This is a genomic window from Brakhagea slesvicensis (assembly GCF_052161625.1).
GTDB lineage: Bacteria > Planctomycetota > Planctomycetia > Pirellulales > Pirellulaceae > JBKCUI01.
Genome location: NZ_CP197412.1, coordinates 614445 through 629622 on the forward strand (window position 1 = coordinate 614445; position 15178 = coordinate 629622).

The window sequence follows — 15178 nt, forward strand, 5'->3', positions numbered from 1 at the left end:
TTTCGACTCCTGTCTCAACCACCTTGTTCGATGATCGCGTGGTCCAGCGGCAAAGACACCTGCATGACACGCAGGAAATCGAAGGTTCGATTCCTTCCGCGATCACTGACAAAAGGCTTTAGACTTTAGGCTTTAGGCTTTAGGAAGAGCGACGAATCGAGTTTATCAAGGCGTTGAGGACACGAGCCGCTTCGGTGGTTTTGTCGCGGACTAGTTGGAGTTCAGTTGAATAGCCGAGTCGGTCGGCAACAGAAAGCTGGTACTCGAGTTCTTTGGCAGACCCATAAGACATATCGAGAAACCGCAGGTAATCCGCTTCAGAGTTCCGCGCACAACCTTCGACTATGTTGCTTGCAATACTCATGGCTGAGCGACGAACTTGAGAGGTCAGTCCGAAAATCTCTTCCTTGGGAAAGCTACGGGTAACGCGGTAGACTTCCATTACGACGCTATCAGCAATTTCGAACGCTCGGAGTTTTGTATGGTCTCGCATGATGATGCCTTTCTTCCTAAAGTCCAAAGTCTAAAGCCTAAAGTCTACCCGGGAAGGTAGCCGGATACGGTTCGCCGGGCCTGTTTGCTAAACAGTGCAACGTAATAGTTGTGTGGGTTCAACTCCCATGCCTTCCGCTCACGAACAGGTTTGAGGTATGAGAATTGAGGCGTGAGGTTTTACTCCAGCCTCCAGCCTCATCCCTCCAGCCTGCACCTGGCTCGATGGTGAAGCGGATATCATCTCTCGCTTCTAACGAGAAGTTCCAGGTTCGATTCCTGGTCGAGCCGCTAACAGGCTGGAGGTATGAGACTTGAGGGGTGAGGAAAGCAGCCAAAATAAAGGCTAAGCATCACGTTCACGCAATGATCTCATTAAGCCATTGAGAACTTTGCACGTTTCGGTTGCGAGCGAAGACCAATCACTCGAAGCACAGTCAGCGTAAAGTCGTTCGGCAACGGAAATCTGATATTCGAGCTCGCGAGCCGAACCATACGCTACTTCGAGGAATCTTAAATACTCGATAGTCGAGCTTCGGGAACAACCTTCGACGATATTCGAAGCTACAGAAACCGCAGCCCGTCGCATTTGAGAAACCAGGCCGAACAATTCGTCTTTCGGCAATTTCGCAGTCTGCTTGTAACTGATCATCGCAAGTTGGTCCGCCAACTCAAACGCACGTAGTTTTTTGTGATCCCGCATTTGTCTACTCCTCGAGAAGTAAAATGACAGCCCTAACACTCCAGCCTACAGTCTACAGTCTCGAGCCTGCTCTACAGCCTCCAGCCTCAATCCTCAAGCCTGTTCTGGTGCTGAACCGTAACTGGCAGCCGATCAACGTGGCGACGGTTGCGCGTGCCTTGATCATGCTATGGAACGATTCGGCCAAGATCGTCGACCCGATCGATTACCAGTTGTACGACTGGAGCGACTGGAGCCGAATGATTCCGGATCGCGACGAGCCGTTCATCCAGTCGGTACGCCAGCGTATTCGTATCCCGGAAGTCATCGCATTGACCAAGTTCGATGCGATGCCGACGCAGACGGTTACCTTCAGCCGCAGAAACGTATTCAAGCGTGACAAGATGACCTGCCAATACTGCGGAAAGCAGCCAGGTAGCGAAGAGCTCACGATTGACCACGTTGTCCCGCGTGCTCAAGGTGGATTGTCGACTTGGACGAACTGCGTATTGGCTTGCATCGATTGCAATTCACGAAAGGCTGACCGTACTCCGGCTCAGGCGCGCATGAAACTCCGCAAGGAGCCAGTGCGTCCAGCGTGGAAGCCGATCTACGCCGATCGGATGAATCGCGTGAAGAGCTGGTCCAAGTTCATTAGCGAAGCCTACTGGACGATAAGCATTGAGGATTGAGGGGTGAGTTGTGAGGTAAAATCGTAAGACGAGTGCACAACCTCACTTCTCAATACTCACGTCTCAGGACTCCGAAAGTGCGCGACCATAGAAAACTCCGAGCATTCGAACTTGCAGATCAACTAGCGTTAAAAGTTTATCAAACCACAAAGACTTTTCCAAAGGAGGAGATGTTTGGAATCACGTCACAGTTACGGCGGGCGGCAGTTTCGATTCCATCGAACATTGTGGAAGGCTGTGCCCGTAATTCAAACGCCGACTTCCTTAGGTTTCTGGACATCGCATTTGGGTCAGGGCGCGAACTAGAGTATCAGCTTTCGCTCGCAACTCGTCTTGGCTATGTCAACCAAAGCGAAAGCCAACGACTGGATTCAATCGTCAATGAACTTATGAAGGTACTTTCTGGTCTGATCAAGTCGCAGCGTCGAGACGATTCTGGTTCGTGAACTCATCCCTCAAGACTCACCCCTCACAACTCATTTCAGGAATGTTCGCCTGGGAGCGGACTCGGTCTCCAAAGCCGACGGACAGTGTTCGAATCACTGCGTTCCTGCTGACCTGCCGATGTGGCTCGACTGAGAAAGGCATCCGCCTTGTAAGCGGATCCATGCTGGTGCGAATCCAGTCATCGGCTCTGACAACTGAACTGCCTGTTCGGATTACATCAATTGAACCTTGAAAGGTATCTGAACAATCTTCTTCGTTCAGCTGTCTGTATTCGGTTCGCAGACTGCTGCGCTCCGCTCGTTCTCTAACCACCTTGCTACGAAGGAGCTCTATCATGCTCGACCAAACTTTCGAAGATTCCTGCTTTCGAGCCAATGAGTAAGCGCAGACGCGGCTTCCCCTCGGAAACCAACGTCAAACGCGGCGTCCGCATCGTGCACGGTGATAAGTTGCTCGAGGAAAAGCTCGGGCGAAACGATCCGTGCCCGTGTGGCAGTGGAAGGGCATTTAAACGATGCTGCCTCCATTCAGGCTGCTTTTGATGGCGTCAATCGCGACGAATACTTTTAGGGAGAAGGGTTGAATCTTCACGGGCAATGTTTTGGAACTGCCGAATGGGATTCCATGAGGGGCCTAAGGTAGCGATTGCGGGGTGACCCGCTAGTGAATGGCGTGCGAGTCTTTTCGAAGATAGACACGCCTGTCAACGGTCGAGCAGCAATGTTGCTCGAAGTCGGACGTCCCTAATGCCGAGCGGCGACTCTCGTTCAAACCTCGATCCAGAAACATTGCAATTGAGGGCTAATGATTGACTGCCGATTCGGAGTACATGAGTTATCGAGTGATGCGGGTTCGAGTCCCGTCGATGGGTTGCAAAATCCATCGTAGCCCAATTGGTAGAGGCGTCGAAAAAGTCTCTGGTCAACCACTTCGTCAATCATTTCCAAGCAAACAACCGACTGCCGACTCGGAGTACATCCACCACCCTTGCCGCGATAGTGGGAACTATCGAATGACGCACGTCGTCATGGCGCTCTGATCACACCTCGTCGGTTGTTTTCTGTGAACCTCGGACAATGATACGAGTCATTAATCGCAATCAATCAATCAAAAGATCAACTAGGGGAAGTGGATCGAGCGATTTGCTCTGTCTGCTTTGCGATTCTCGTTCGACTGCCTGTTGGGATTACATCGTAAACAAACGGTTTGCGGCGAATGCCGATTCTCAACAACCCTTCGTCGAACAGTTTTCCATTTGAGGAGGTCACACGGATGGCCAACAAGTCTCTATTTGCAAGTTTCACAAGCCGATTACCGCGAGCAAATGCAGTCAACGAAGCGGGTGGCTGCGCGTACAAGCTTGAGCCAAAGCACGCCCTGGCTCAAGTTGCCGCTACGGGTACGTTCGGTAACGCGTTCTACAGCACGGCTGAGACTCAGCTCGACGAGGTCTTGAAGTTGATCGATGAAGTCGATGACAACCAGTACTTGGCGAAGCTGGCTCTGTACGCTCGTGAGAAGGCGTTCATGAAGGACCTGCCAGCCGCATTGCTGGTTGCGTTGTCTGTTCGTGATACGGAGCTGATGCACCGAGTGTTCGATCGCGTGGTCGATAACGGTCGCGTTCTGCGCACGGTTTTCCAGATGATTCGGTCTGGCCAGTTCAAGAACAAAGCTGGCAAGGGCCGCGTTGGATTGTCGAGCTCTTTGCAGCGAGCATTCCAGCGCTGGTTGAACACAGCTTCGGTTGGAAAGCTACTGAGCGCGTCGATCGGTAACGATCCGAGCTTGCGGGACATCCTGCGAATGGCTCGACCGACGCCGAAGGATAACGCTCGACGAGCGATGTTCGGTTGGATGACTGATAAGAGCATCGAGAAGTGGGCACCGGCAACGGAAGCCGACTTGCCAGTTGAAGTTCAGTCGCTGATCGCGTACCGCAACTCGGAGAGCGAAGAAGCACAAGCTTTGATCGCTGGTGGACTCGACAACGTCCGATGGGACTTGTTGTCGGATGCTGCCAAGGGACCAAAGGTTTGGGCTGCACTGGCTCGCAAGATGGGTCCGCAGGCACTGCGTATGAATCTCAATACTTTGCTGCGACACGATGTGTTTGCGACAAGCGAGATGATTGATTACGTTGCTGACCGGATCGCTGACGAGTCGGAGATTCGCCGATCGAAGCAGTTCCCGTACCAGTACTTTGCTGCGTACTTGAACGCGGATGACAATGTTCCACAGAAGATCAAGACTGCACTTCATAAGGCAGCCGAGATCGCCTGTGGAAACGTACCGGAATTGCCGGGACCGGTTGTTATTGGTCTAGATACGTCTGGATCGATGAGCAGTGCGGTAACGGGATATCGTGGACGAGGTGCGACTTCGAAGATGCGATGCATCGACGTGGCAGCACTGTTCGCCGCAGCGATACTACGACGCAACCCGGACAGCGTTGTGATTCCTTTCGATACATCGGCTTACGATGCCAAGATCGATCCAAACGATTCGATCCTGAGTATTGCAGAGCGATTGGCAAAGTACGGTGGTGGTGGAACAGATTGTTCGCTACCGCTGGTAGCTGCCAACCAGAAGCATGCGAAGCGCAAGTCCGCTGGCATCGTTCTCGTTAGCGATAACGAGAGCTGGGTCGGAACAGGACGGCACGGTTCGACCGGTGTTATGACTGCTTGGGAAGCCTTCGTTGCCAACCAGCGCAAGCTGGCAGGTAAGGAAGCAGCTCCGAAGCTGGTCAACATCGACTTGCAGCCGTACCAGACGGTTCAGGCTTGTGAGCGTGCTGACATCATGAACATCGGTGGCTTCAGTGACTCCGTGTTCAACGTGATCTGTGCGTTCCTCGCCGACAACAACCAGCGATTCGTCTCTGAAGTCGAAGCAATCGAACTATAAACGCGGATTGGACTCCGGTCCAATCGCTGTATGTTTGGCACTCAAGACCCGCGGGTCGAATTTCCGGCTCGCGGGTGCTTTCGTTTCAATGTTAGCGCAGTTTTTTCTAACGATCTGCGGGAATCTATTCTCAATTTTCATTAGCAAAGATGCTAAAGCCAACGAACTTTCACTTATAATCGTTTGGGCTTAGGGTGACTTTTGGCGCAGTCATCCACGATCGCCCTTTCTGTTGAAGGTTTCCGTTTGTGTTTACGTTTCTGCTTTTCGTCCTAGTTTTGATACTGGGAATTTCCACTGGCATTTGCATTCACTTTTTGCTGCAGGAGAGGAGTAAATCACTTGCAATAGGCACAGAACTTGAGACTAGACAGCTTGAGTCCGCGGCTCAGATTGGTACCCTCACAGAGCAAATCACAAAGTGTAAGCAGGCCTACACTACACTTCGTTCAAAAGCAGAAACTGAACTAAAACGCTTGCAGGGCGAAACCAAGAGTTTGTCCACGACTATCGAAGAGCAGAAAGTCAAGATGCAGCGATGGCAGGTGATCGTTGACGCGGAAGACGAGGCCGATCGTGTGCGGGCACTGGCTGCAAATGAGGCATCCATTCTAACTGCGAAAGCTGATCAATTACTTAAAGATGCAACAGCAAAGTCACCTGCACTTTAGGCAAAGATCTGAAGCCGGAACTAATGCAAGCATCACAATGAGCAAGAATTGCTCTTGAAACGAAAATGGCCCTCAAGGGACAAGTTGGTTGCAAAACATAACCGACCCCAGGAGAGCCAAGGATGGCCAAGCGTAAACGATCTGGTCGTGCACCGCAACTTCAGCATGGCAAAAAGTCGACTCCATCGCATCATGACAAACGCAGCAGGTTGTCGAGCTCGAATCCCACTCGACGTAAAACTACGGCAGCCAGCGTGCCGCTGGTCGGAGGTATCGCAATCGTGGTAACTGCGATGCAATCGCTCTTGCATGCTCGCATCGGCTTTCGCCTTCCGATCGTGATGGCTGGTGCGATGCTGGCACGTGGTCGCCGTACTGCGAGCAGTTGGTTTCGAGCCGCTGGCGTGAAAGATGATTGGGATCGCTTTTATGAACTGCTTGTATCTGCGGGCAAGGTCGCCACATCGTTGGCTTTGCCCTTGCTGAGGGTAATTGTCAAACGATTCGATCCAGGGCCTGACGGGTACTGGAAGCTGGCGGTCGATGATAGCCCCACAAAGCGATTCGGACGTCACGTCGAAGGTGCGAACATTCATCACCATCCTACGCCAGGTCCAGTCGATAGCGAGTGGTTGTACGGTCACAACTGGGTTTGTCTGGCAATCTTGAGCACGCATCCATTGTGGGGCGTGATCGCATTGCCACTGCTTTCGATGCTGTATGTTAGGCAATGCGATGTTCCTGTGTTGGATGCCAAGCATGGGTGGAAATTTCAAACAAAACACCAACTTGCGCTGCAAATGACCAACCAGGTCATCTGCTGGTTGCGGGTGCTCGGTTCGCGATCCAAGACACTCGTCGTTTTCGATGGAGCCTATGCAACGTATGACCTAATCACGTCACTTACGACGCTAAACACAACCGTAGTCAGTCGCTTGCGAAGCAATGCAAAGCTCTTCGACCTTCCCCCTGCTCGCAAGGCTGGTACTCGTGGGCGTCCTCGCAAATACGGCTACAACCGAATCGATCTCTCAAAGCGTTCCAAGCACAAGCAAGGTTGGCAGACGATTAGCTATGCGTGTCGTGGTGTCGCAGTCCTTCGTCATTACAAGACCTTCCTGGCAACAACAACTATCACCGAGGGACCGATTCGAGTTGTGATACTTAAATTCGACAACGGCGAAACGGCAGCATACTTTAGTACGGAAATCGAAATGCCGGTCGAAATGCTTCTGGAAACCGTAGCAGATCGATGGGCCATCGAAGAGTTCTTCCACGATACCAAAGAGACCTGGGGCGCTGGCAAGCAGCAGGTTCGAAACGTCTGGTCGAATATCGCCTGCTGGAACATCAATGCGTGGCTCTATGGCCTGGTGGAACTGGAGTGTTGGGACACTCCGGTAGAACAGCTGGTCGACCGAAGCGATCGTCCCTGGGACAATCCTGACCGTCGCCCATCGCATGCTGACCGTCGTCGCGAAATAACCCATAAAATGCTGAGGAATCGATTTATGGCAGAACTACCCGCAGCCCAACAAACGCCAAAAATCATCGCACTGATTGACGAGCTATTGTGCTTAGCGGCGTAACCAAGCCCGAGTTCAACTGAATACAATACGATCGGTTAGAGATCTTTGCCTAAAGTGCAGCAAAGTCAGTAGAGATTCTTCGAGAAGCTGAACTTGCATCTCAGTCTTCTCGAGACATTGGTGAAAAGGCCCTCAATGTAGCTCACCTCGAGTCCGAGATTCTACGGAGTGCCGCACGCAAGGATTCAGAACTTATTCTCTCAGCGGCTCGACAAGAATCGGATGAACTCAAGCAAGAAGCGATGAAGCTGATCGAGGAGTCTAGGTCGAAGTCATCGGTCATTTTGGCAGAAGCCGATCGACGAGCCCGAGAAATAGCTGGAGAAGCCTATGATGTGAAGCAAAATATAGGCAAGTACGAAAAACTGTTGCGAGCAATTAAGAACGAGCTTCAAGGATATGGAGACGAGTACATTGTTCCTTCTCATAGTTTGCTCGACGAAATCGCTGAGGAGTTTGCATTCACGGATGCTGGGCAGCGGCTAAAGGAAGCCAGGAATTCTGTTAAGTCCATGGTTAAAAATGGTAATGCTGCCACTTGTGATTACGTGGAAGCCAATCGCAGGGAAACTGCCATTCGTTTTGTTGTCGATGCTTTCAATGGAAAGGTAGACTCCACCTTAGCGCTGGTTAAGCACGACAATTTTGGCAAGCTCAGCCAGCAGATCAAAGATGCATTTACACTGGTTAATGGTAATGGTGAGGCGTTTCGCAACGCAAGAATCTCTGAGGACTATCTTAGTGCCCGACTGGATGAGCTTAAATGGGCTGTGCTTGTCAACGAGTTGAAAAAGCGAGATTTGGAAGAGCAGCGAAGGATCAAAGAGCGGATACGAGAGGAACAAAAGGCTAAACGCGAATATGAGCGTGCTCTTCGCGATGCAAAGCGTGAAGAGGAAGCCGTTCAAAAAGCAATGGCTCGATTGCAGGAGCAACTATTGCAAGCCTCCGCTGAAGAAAGAGCCAAGTACGAAACTGAATTACAATCTCTCCAAGAAAAACTCAAGCTCGCAGAAGAGAAAGGACAGCGTGCAATTTCGATGGCGCAGCAAACGCGATGTGGGTACGTCTATATTATCTCTAATTTAGGTTCTTTTGGTGAAAACGTGTTCAAGATCGGTCTCACGAGACGTTTGGAACCATTGGACAGAGTCAAAGAACTCGGAGACTCAAGCGTACCATTCGAGTTTGATGTTCACGCATTGATTCGATCCGATGATGCTCCCGCTCTTGAGCACAATCTACATCGTCATTTTCTTTTGCATCAAGTAAATAAGGTTAATCATCGCAAAGAATTCTTCAGGTGCGATCTTGCGACGATTAGGAAGGAAGTAGAGGAACTCGGATTGCAGGCTCAATGGACGATGAGAGCTGAGGCTCGGGATTATCGAGAAACCTTAGCTATCGAAAAGAAGATTGCCAGCGATCCGTTTGCCCGCGAACAGTGGCTACAACGACAATTAGAGCTAGAGCTTACCGAAGATGAAGACGAGCTTCTTGGCGTTAGCGCCAATCAGGATGATGAGGAATCGCAAACGTAAATGGCTTCAATCTCAGAAAATTCTTGATAGGCGATCCGGCTCAGAATCAACTATAGCTTGCCACTGATTTCGTTGGCTTTTCCAGTCATTCTCCAGCGCTATTGATTGGAGCTGGCGAAGGCTCAGAGAATCGCGGCCCTTGATGACGCGATCCAGTGTGATTAGTTCTTCTTGGATGTCGGGAGCGAGTAACCGCAGGTTCATGATCTGTGTCACCCTTGCACGCGTGACGTGGCCGAGTGCGGCGATCTCTGCATAGTCATGGACGTGGCCTTGGCGGATGAGGTCTTCGTAGTAAATGGCGAGTGCCATGTAGCGTGTGATGCGAGGCAAGCGGCCTTTGGGACGTTCGGGAACTGTCGGCGGTGGGCCTTCCACCATGGCGATGTGCTTGCCAACGCGCTTCTTGTGAAAGGTTGCTCCTACTTGGATTTCGTCGCTCATGCGCGGGCCTCCTCAAGATCTTTGGTTGCATGCTCAGCCCGCTTCTTGATGCCGACCGGGTTGAAGGTGATGGTAACGCGTCCAGATTCGCCGTCGTAGTCAACTTGTTTGATGACAACTTGTACCAAGCGAATCTGATCGCGAAGCGTCATCGATTCCCAGATTGGATCGAAGGTGGTCATCGCGGTCTCGACATCCTGCTGGGTAAGCAAGTTGTTACTGATCTTCTTGATGTCGCTTAGCACGGTGTTGATCCGGCGCTCGTTGTGAGCGATCTGTTCTTGGAGGTCGGCCAATCTGGCGATTGCCGGCGAGTCGGTCTCGTTGGGACGGATCAGTGCGGAGGTCTTACGGATCTCGCTATTCCAACGTGCAGTGTCGCGACCAAGGGCCATCCGCTCGTCTTCGAGTTGCTTGAGCTGACCCTTCATCTTGTCGGCGACACTTGTGACTACGTCCTGGATCAGTTCCGGCGCGTAACCAATCTTCTTGATCTGCTCGATGACGAAATCCTCGATTTGCTTGGCGGGAATCGACTTTGACGGACAGGTATGCCAACCGCGTTTCTGAGCGGAAGTGCAAACGTAGTAGCGATAGCGTTTGTTGCCGCCCTTTGTCGTATGGTTTGGAGTCATGGCACAGTCGCAGCAAACACAACGAACTAGTCCTTTGAGCAAAGCACCGAATTTGTTTCGAACCATGATTCCACCGGTTCGACCGTTGTGCTTCAGTTGCTTTTGCAACCTTCTCCCAAAGTTCAATGGGTACGATCGCGTCGTGTTCGCCTTCATGGATCTCATCCTTGTAGCGGACTTTGCCAAGGTACGCGACGTTCGTGAGCAGCTTGAACAGCGAACTCTTGTCGAAGTGGCGGCCGCCCCGTTCTTTGCCGCTCTTGGTCACGGTCAGCTTATTCTTCCAACCGCGTCGATCGATTTCCTTGATCGTCTGAATGATCGACTGGCACTCGAGATACAGCTCGAACGTTCCACGCACCTGTGCGGCCTCGTCTTCGTTGACCACAATCTTGCGACCCTCGCGATCGTTGTCGTAACCGAGCGGAGCCAAGCCGCCACCCCATTTGCCTTTTCGACGAGCGGCCGCCATCTTGTCGCGCGTTCGCTCCGAAATGATCTCGCGTTCGAACTGGGCGAAAGAAAGGAGCACGTTGAGCATCAGCCTGCCCATGGAATTCGTGGTATTGAACTGCTGGGTGACACTAACGAACGCAACGCTCTTGCGTTCGAAGACTTCGAGCATCTTGGCGAAGTCCATTAGCGATCGGCTGAGACGGTCCACCTTGTAGACTACGATACAGTCAACTTTGCCGGCCTCGATATCGGCGAGTAGGCGTTTCAACGCGGGGCGATCCATATTGCCGCCAGTAAAGCCTCCATCGTCATAATGATCGGGAAGGCAGACCCAGCCCTCCGCTTCTTGACTCTTGATGTATGACTCGGCTGATTCTCGCTGGGCATCGAGTGTGTTGAAATCTTGGTCGAGGCCTTCCTCGGTCGATTTGCGAGTGTAGATAGCGCACGACAGGCGGGAGGCCGGAGACCGGAGGCTGGAGGCTGGAGGAAGAGTTAGAATCTTTTGATCGCGTGAGACTATTTGTCATTGTTAGCTTTCATGGGGATTCAGAGATGCGGGACCACAAGAAACTTCGAGCGTTTGAGTTGGCAGATGAGCTTGTCTTGTCGATCTATCGATTGACGGCTGGATTCCCAACTCAAGAACAATACGGACTGACGTCACAGTTGAGGCGGGCTGCGGTATCGATCGCGTCCAACATCGTGGAAGGTTCAGCGAGAAATGGTCTCGCTGACTACATTCGATTCCTTGATATGTCCTATGGATCGTGCCGCGAAGTTGAGTACCAACTTTCACTTGTGGATCGACTCGGATTTGCCAAACAAGAATCCGTGCAGCCCGTTCTCGTGCAAGCCGAGGAAACCGCCAAGGTCCTAAATGGCCTGATTCGATCACTGAGGAACAGGCCCGAGTCGTGAGTCCGGGAATCGAAAATATGAAAGGTATTGATTCGATCATACTTCTTCCCTCCCGCCTCCGGTCTCCGGTCTCCCGCCTAACCGAAAGAAGTGAAATCCGTTGATGTTCTTTTGCCCTGTGACGACTCGAGCGATCGCTGTGAGTGTCTTGTATTGAGTCCCCTCGAACTCAAATGAATTTGGTCGCACCATGACCTGGATACTTCGACCCTTGTAATTCTTGACCAAGTTGGCCCCAGGCAATGGAATTCGATTGTCGGCAGGTGGCGAGATCGTGGTCGTTGCCGTTTCCAGCGTTTCCGTTGTGGCCGGTCTGTTCACTCGTGGCAGCGACGTTCTTATGTCTGTCTCCATCGCGATCTGGTGAGCCAATCGCCGAGCGCGTTCAGAGATGTCTCCTTCTGCGTTGGCTTGTAGTTTCCAAGCGATCCGTTTGACTAGCCACTGTTTGTTGCGAGCGTTGGTGTCCTCGCCGAACACTTCGTGGTACCGATCGCGTAGCTCCGACACGCTCATGTGCCTGAGCGTCGCGACCTCTTTGGCGACGTTGATTGCCATTGCACGCTCTCCTTTTTGAAAAGACCTATCGATCGTTAACTCGATTGGTCACAGAGAGCACTGGTTTGGCAGGAACCTCAAGGCAAGCTGTCTCGAAATCTGTGTCGAATTCGCGATCTGCGTGGTCGATCGCGAACTGTTCGCTTTGCATGTAGCGTATTACGCCATCCGCAAGTAACGAAACGAGCTCCGCTCGCAGCTCGGTTTCATTCATCTCGTCTACAGCGCGAACCTTCGGCATAGCAATCTCCCAACAGAGGTAATGTGAAGCCCGAAATCACCGGTTTCTACGAACTAGCGGTCGATTTGATTAACAACCGGGTATCGAGCGAGACCGAAAGAAACAGGTCCCTATCTGTAGGGTTACACGCAACCAAGGCGAGTGGACGAAGCGACTGGGCGAAAAAATTGCAAATTGACATTACCTCAGAATCTGCATTGACCCGCCACCGTTTACGCGTGTAATCTGTAGACGTACAAGCTGTAGGAGGCTTTCATGCAAATTTCGGATGCTGAATGGGTGGTCATGAACTTGATTTGGAGTTCTTCTCCAATCGGATCGGCTGAAGTCGTTGACCAAATTGCTGCCCAAAATGGTTGGAGCGCTGCGACGGTAAAGACGATGCTTCATCGATTGGTTCGCAAAGGCGCGCTGGCAACTGAGAAGAACGGTAAGAAGTATGTCTACACGCCAGCGGTTCGCAAAGACGCATGTGTGCGTCAAGCAAGTCGATCGTTCCTGGAACGCGTATTCGGTGGCGACGCGACACCGGCACTAATCCATTTCGTGAAGACGGCCAAGCTTACCGCTAAGGAGGTAGAAGAGATTCGAGCGATGCTCGACAAGAAGTCTAACCGAAACGAAGGGGAACAAGAATGATCGCTGAATGGATGGATCGATTCGTTGACTTTGCAGAAACTTGGTTTTGGTTGGTCATGCTCGCAGCCTGGAGAGCTTTTCCGATACTGATAGTTGTGATAGGCCTTGGATTGGCTTTTCGACGAAGGCTAACGCCATCACTGCAAACGCTCCTACTAACAATCGTCATAGTCAGACTATTGATTCCAATTTCGCTCGGAAGCTCGGCCAGTCTTCATAAACCGATCGACAAATGGTTTTCGGGCGAAGCTGGTGAATCAGAAAATCAACATCGGCTAATGACGGCCTACGATTCCAGTTATGCAATTCTGCCTAACATTGATCATATCGTTGTGCGAGACGTTCCTCCACAAGCCCTAGTGCAATCTTCGCAGACGAACAAATCCTCGCTAGAAGAGATTCTCTGCCTCGCACTTTTGTTGATTGCCATCTCAGTTTCGATGGGTCTACTTTTTCGCAGTGTGTTTTCGCACATCCGATTTGCTTTGGGACTCCGCTCCTGCCGCTTGCTCGAACGTCAGCCACTAATCGATTTGGTTCTACGCGAGTGCGATTCTTTAGCAGTAGGACGGCGGCCGAAGTTGCGTGAAGTGCATTCGCTTGCTGCACCAGCGGTATTTGGACTTTTTCGACAAACGATTTGTCTTCCCACTGGCCTCGCCGAAACCTTGAGCGAACAAGAATTGCGTTGGGTGATTCGCCACGAACTTGCCCATATTCGTCGCCGCGACATTCCAGTCACCATTACGGCATCAATAGCAGTGGCATTCCATTGGTTTAACCCTGTGGTTTGGATGATCGCAAGCCGCCTCCGTGCTGCGATGGAAGGTGCTGCAGATCGACTAGCAGTGCAGAGCCTTACGCAGACCGAAGTTTCTGCATACGGAAACCTACTTCTTAGATTGGCGCAAGATAGCGTCGCTGCAAAAAAGTCTCCAACACTTGGACTAATCTCCTTCGCGTCAGGAAAGCATCTCAAGCAGCGAGTGAAGTTGTTGATGCAGAACGGCCAACCCAACGGCCGTTTAGCTAAATGTCTATCTGCGGGACTGGGGGGAACCATAGCACTCGTCGGCCTCACTGACGCAACGGAGTCAAAAGATCAACAGTGGCCAAAAATTCATGTGGATGGTGGTAACTCAATCCAATCGAAGGTTGCTCCCGGATGGTTTGAGCCCCTTAGCGACGAAGATGTCGGCGGTCCAACATTTGTTGAAACATATGACTTAACATCCGTTCTGGAAGCCGTACCAAAGACAATTAAATTGGACGACAAAACGCCCTTGGAGCAGTTGACTACCTGTGTTCCATTGCCGCCATGGATGAAGGAAAAAATACAGGTCGACGGCAAAACTCTTTCAGCAGAACTAACCGCTAGCCAACATCAGTCACTGAAGCAGACACTGGATATTTGGAAAAACGGAGAACCTAGGCAGATTACAATCGAAACAAAGTTTATTCAAACGAACCTCAAGACGGCTGGCTCGATTAAGTGGACTGAACGAAGAATTGAAGGGTTGGCCGTCCGCGGGCTAGGGCCGGCAATTGCAGCCCGCATCGACGAGGCGGAGTTAGCGCAGTTGATTCGAACTGTATCGGTACAACATCAGGGTAACATCCTACTTGTGCCTAAAGTGACAATGTTTGATGGTCAAACTGCCGGCATAGTGAATCAGGTCCAGCGTCCCTTTATTACGGGCGTTGATCCGAAAGCCGATGGCAGAATGCAGCCAGTGGTTTCTATCGTCAACGAAGGGCTGAGGTTTGTACTCAACCCGGTAGCTGGCGAAGACGATAGCGTCAACTTAGCATTCAAAGTAATGGTATCCAGCATCGGCAAGGTCTCATTCGCAAACTTGCCAATTAGAACCTCAAATAACGATGAACCTCTGTTTACAGTTCAAGTACCAGCAAGGGAACAATACGAAGTAGGCTCAGATGTCAAGCTGGCTGCGGGAGAGTCGATTGTCGTGGCGATTCCTCGAGTATTCGATAATAAGCCAGGTGCTGACGCGGAGACTACAATGCTCGTCGCGTTGACGCCTCGGATCATTGACATGCGGGAATCATCCGTTGTTACCGGACCAAACAACCAGTAGCGAGGTCCGTTCAGATTTCTCAGTAGAGATCTGGGGTCGCGGAGGGGATGGCTCGCGTTTCTGTCATTGGCCAGTTTCTCGCTTTCCTAGCGTTCGTGATTTCATGTGTACAGTATGTCACCATGTTGTTCCAAGTCGCATCCCAGAAAAGTTGGCGTCTG

The 15178-nt window shown here is 51.4% G+C and carries 16 protein-coding genes, 4 tRNA genes and 1 pseudogene; 14 read left to right on the top strand and 7 right to left on the bottom strand.

Going from position 1 to position 15178, the window contains the following annotated elements:
- Positions 1–32: 32 nt before the first annotated feature.
- A tRNA-Val gene (locus tag SH467x_RS02320) sits at positions 33–105 on the top strand.
- Between the two features lie 34 nt (positions 106–139).
- On the opposite strand, the gene SH467x_RS02325 is transcribed toward SH467x_RS02320, so the two are convergent.
- Positions 140–493: a four helix bundle protein gene (locus SH467x_RS02325; RefSeq protein WP_482369690.1), complete on the bottom strand. Its 354-nt coding sequence runs from the start codon at positions 491–493 to the stop codon at positions 140–142.
- Between the two features lie 51 nt (positions 494–544).
- Between SH467x_RS02325 and SH467x_RS02330 the strand changes: the two genes are divergently transcribed.
- A tRNA-Ser gene (locus tag SH467x_RS02330) sits at positions 545–630 on the top strand.
- An 81-nt stretch (positions 631–711) separates the two neighbouring features.
- Positions 712–783 (top strand) — tRNA-Arg (locus tag SH467x_RS02335).
- Positions 784–838: 55 nt separating this feature from the next.
- Here SH467x_RS02335 and SH467x_RS02340 read toward each other — a convergent pair.
- Positions 839–1195 (bottom strand): four helix bundle protein, encoded by a 357-nt coding sequence (locus SH467x_RS02340; RefSeq protein WP_482369691.1) that lies wholly within the window; start codon positions 1193–1195, stop codon positions 839–841.
- A 23-nt stretch (positions 1196–1218) separates the two neighbouring features.
- Between SH467x_RS02340 and SH467x_RS02345 the strand changes: the two genes are divergently transcribed.
- The 8 genes from SH467x_RS02345 to SH467x_RS02380 all read left to right on the top strand — a co-directional run bounded on the left by SH467x_RS02345 (position 1219) and on the right by SH467x_RS02380 (position 9024).
- A complete protein-coding gene (locus SH467x_RS02345) occupies positions 1219–1866 on the top strand; it encodes an HNH endonuclease (RefSeq protein WP_482369692.1) in 648 nt (215 codons plus the stop codon).
- Positions 1867–1943: 77 nt separating this feature from the next.
- Complete coding sequence (locus tag SH467x_RS02350) at positions 1944–2312, top strand: four helix bundle protein (protein ID WP_482371331.1); 369 nt, start codon at positions 1944–1946, stop codon at positions 2310–2312.
- A gap of 114 nt (positions 2313–2426) precedes the next feature.
- Positions 2427–2500 (top strand) — tRNA-Thr (locus SH467x_RS02355).
- A gap of 187 nt (positions 2501–2687) precedes the next feature.
- A complete protein-coding gene (locus SH467x_RS02360; RefSeq protein ID WP_482369693.1) occupies positions 2688–2855 on the top strand; it encodes an SEC-C metal-binding domain-containing protein in 168 nt (55 codons plus the stop codon).
- A gap of 730 nt (positions 2856–3585) precedes the next feature.
- Positions 3586–5223 (top strand): TROVE domain-containing protein, encoded by a 1638-nt coding sequence (locus SH467x_RS02365; protein ID WP_482369694.1) that lies wholly within the window; start codon positions 3586–3588, stop codon positions 5221–5223.
- 248 nt (positions 5224–5471) lie between these two features.
- Complete coding sequence (locus SH467x_RS02370) at positions 5472–5894, top strand: hypothetical protein (protein WP_482369695.1); 423 nt, start codon at positions 5472–5474, stop codon at positions 5892–5894.
- A 122-nt stretch (positions 5895–6016) separates the two neighbouring features.
- Positions 6017–7483, top strand: a complete 1467-nt coding sequence (locus SH467x_RS02375; protein ID WP_482369688.1) for an IS701 family transposase — start codon at positions 6017–6019, stop codon at positions 7481–7483.
- A 242-nt stretch (positions 7484–7725) separates the two neighbouring features.
- Complete coding sequence (locus tag SH467x_RS02380; RefSeq protein WP_482369696.1) at positions 7726–9024, top strand: SNIPE associated domain-containing protein; 1299 nt, start codon at positions 7726–7728, stop codon at positions 9022–9024.
- 12 nt (positions 9025–9036) lie between these two features.
- Here the strand turns inward: SH467x_RS02380 and SH467x_RS02385 are convergent, their stop codons facing one another.
- The 3 genes and pseudogenes from SH467x_RS02385 to SH467x_RS02395 all read right to left on the bottom strand — a co-directional run.
- On the bottom strand, positions 9037–9468 hold the full coding sequence (locus SH467x_RS02385) for a hypothetical protein (protein WP_482369697.1): 432 nt from the start codon (positions 9466–9468) through the stop codon (positions 9037–9039).
- The gene (locus SH467x_RS02390; protein ID WP_482369698.1) at positions 9465–10259 is read right to left on the bottom strand and encodes a recombinase zinc ribbon domain-containing protein; all 795 of its coding nucleotides are present in this window, start codon (positions 10257–10259) and stop codon (positions 9465–9467) included. The genes SH467x_RS02385 and SH467x_RS02390 overlap by 4 nt, the downstream gene beginning before the upstream one ends.
- A 1-nt stretch (position 10260) precedes the next feature.
- Positions 10261–11082: pseudogene (locus SH467x_RS02395) on the bottom strand (recombinase family protein); the annotation flags it as partial.
- Positions 11083–11114: 32 nt separating this feature from the next.
- Here SH467x_RS02395 and SH467x_RS02400 point away from each other — a divergent pair.
- Positions 11115–11480 carry a four helix bundle protein gene (locus SH467x_RS02400; RefSeq protein WP_482369699.1) on the top strand — a complete coding sequence of 122 codons (366 nt, stop codon included), beginning with the start codon at positions 11115–11117 and terminating at the stop codon, positions 11478–11480.
- 36 nt (positions 11481–11516) lie between these two features.
- Here the strand turns inward: SH467x_RS02400 and SH467x_RS02405 are convergent, their stop codons facing one another.
- Both SH467x_RS02405 and SH467x_RS02410 read right to left on the bottom strand, forming a co-directional pair.
- Positions 11517–12038 carry a DUF2924 domain-containing protein gene (locus SH467x_RS02405; RefSeq protein ID WP_482369700.1) on the bottom strand — a complete coding sequence of 174 codons (522 nt, stop codon included), beginning with the start codon at positions 12036–12038 and terminating at the stop codon, positions 11517–11519.
- 25 nt (positions 12039–12063) lie between these two features.
- Positions 12064–12279, bottom strand: coding sequence for a hypothetical protein (locus tag SH467x_RS02410; protein ID WP_482369701.1), 216 nt, complete (start codon positions 12277–12279; stop codon positions 12064–12066).
- Between the two features lie 255 nt (positions 12280–12534).
- On the opposite strand from SH467x_RS02410, the gene SH467x_RS02415 reads away from it, so the two are divergent.
- Together SH467x_RS02415 and SH467x_RS02420 are read left to right on the top strand one after the other, a co-directional pair.
- Positions 12535–12918, top strand: a complete 384-nt coding sequence (locus tag SH467x_RS02415) for a BlaI/MecI/CopY family transcriptional regulator (protein ID WP_482369702.1) — start codon at positions 12535–12537, stop codon at positions 12916–12918.
- Entirely contained in the window at positions 12915–15017 is a 2103-nt protein-coding gene (locus tag SH467x_RS02420; RefSeq protein ID WP_482369703.1) for a M56 family metallopeptidase, read from the top strand. The genes SH467x_RS02415 and SH467x_RS02420 overlap by 4 nt, the downstream gene beginning before the upstream one ends.
- Positions 15018–15178 lie beyond the last annotated feature (161 nt).

Excerpts from the sequence above, each read along its gene's own strand:
- SH467x_RS02405 (WP_482369700.1), bottom strand. The coding sequence starts at position 12,038 with ATGGCAATCAACGTCGCCAAAGAGGTCGCGACGCTCAGGCACATGAGC.
- SH467x_RS02390 (WP_482369698.1), bottom strand. The coding sequence starts at position 10,259 with ATGAAGGCGAACACGACGCGATCGTACCCATTGAACTTTGGGAGAAGG.
- SH467x_RS02365 (WP_482369694.1), top strand. The coding sequence starts at position 3,586 with ATGGCCAACAAGTCTCTATTTGCAAGTTTCACAAGCCGATTACCGCGA.
- SH467x_RS02345 (WP_482369692.1), top strand. The coding sequence starts at position 1,219 with ATGACAGCCCTAACACTCCAGCCTACAGTCTACAGTCTCGAGCCTGCT.
- SH467x_RS02380 (WP_482369696.1), top strand. The coding sequence starts at position 7,726 with ATGAAGCTGATCGAGGAGTCTAGGTCGAAGTCATCGGTCATTTTGGCA.
- SH467x_RS02420 (WP_482369703.1), top strand. The coding sequence starts at position 12,915 with ATGATCGCTGAATGGATGGATCGATTCGTTGACTTTGCAGAAACTTGG.
- SH467x_RS02375 (WP_482369688.1), top strand. The coding sequence starts at position 6,017 with ATGGCCAAGCGTAAACGATCTGGTCGTGCACCGCAACTTCAGCATGGC.
- SH467x_RS02340 (WP_482369691.1), bottom strand. The coding sequence starts at position 1,195 with ATGCGGGATCACAAAAAACTACGTGCGTTTGAGTTGGCGGACCAACTT.
- SH467x_RS02360 (WP_482369693.1), top strand. The coding sequence starts at position 2,688 with ATGAGTAAGCGCAGACGCGGCTTCCCCTCGGAAACCAACGTCAAACGC.
- SH467x_RS02400 (WP_482369699.1), top strand. The coding sequence starts at position 11,115 with ATGCGGGACCACAAGAAACTTCGAGCGTTTGAGTTGGCAGATGAGCTT.
- SH467x_RS02415 (WP_482369702.1), top strand. The coding sequence starts at position 12,535 with ATGCAAATTTCGGATGCTGAATGGGTGGTCATGAACTTGATTTGGAGT.
- SH467x_RS02385 (WP_482369697.1), bottom strand. The coding sequence starts at position 9,468 with ATGAGCGACGAAATCCAAGTAGGAGCAACCTTTCACAAGAAGCGCGTT.
- SH467x_RS02410 (WP_482369701.1), bottom strand. The coding sequence starts at position 12,279 with ATGCCGAAGGTTCGCGCTGTAGACGAGATGAATGAAACCGAGCTGCGA.
- SH467x_RS02325 (WP_482369690.1), bottom strand. The coding sequence starts at position 493 with ATGCGAGACCATACAAAACTCCGAGCGTTCGAAATTGCTGATAGCGTC.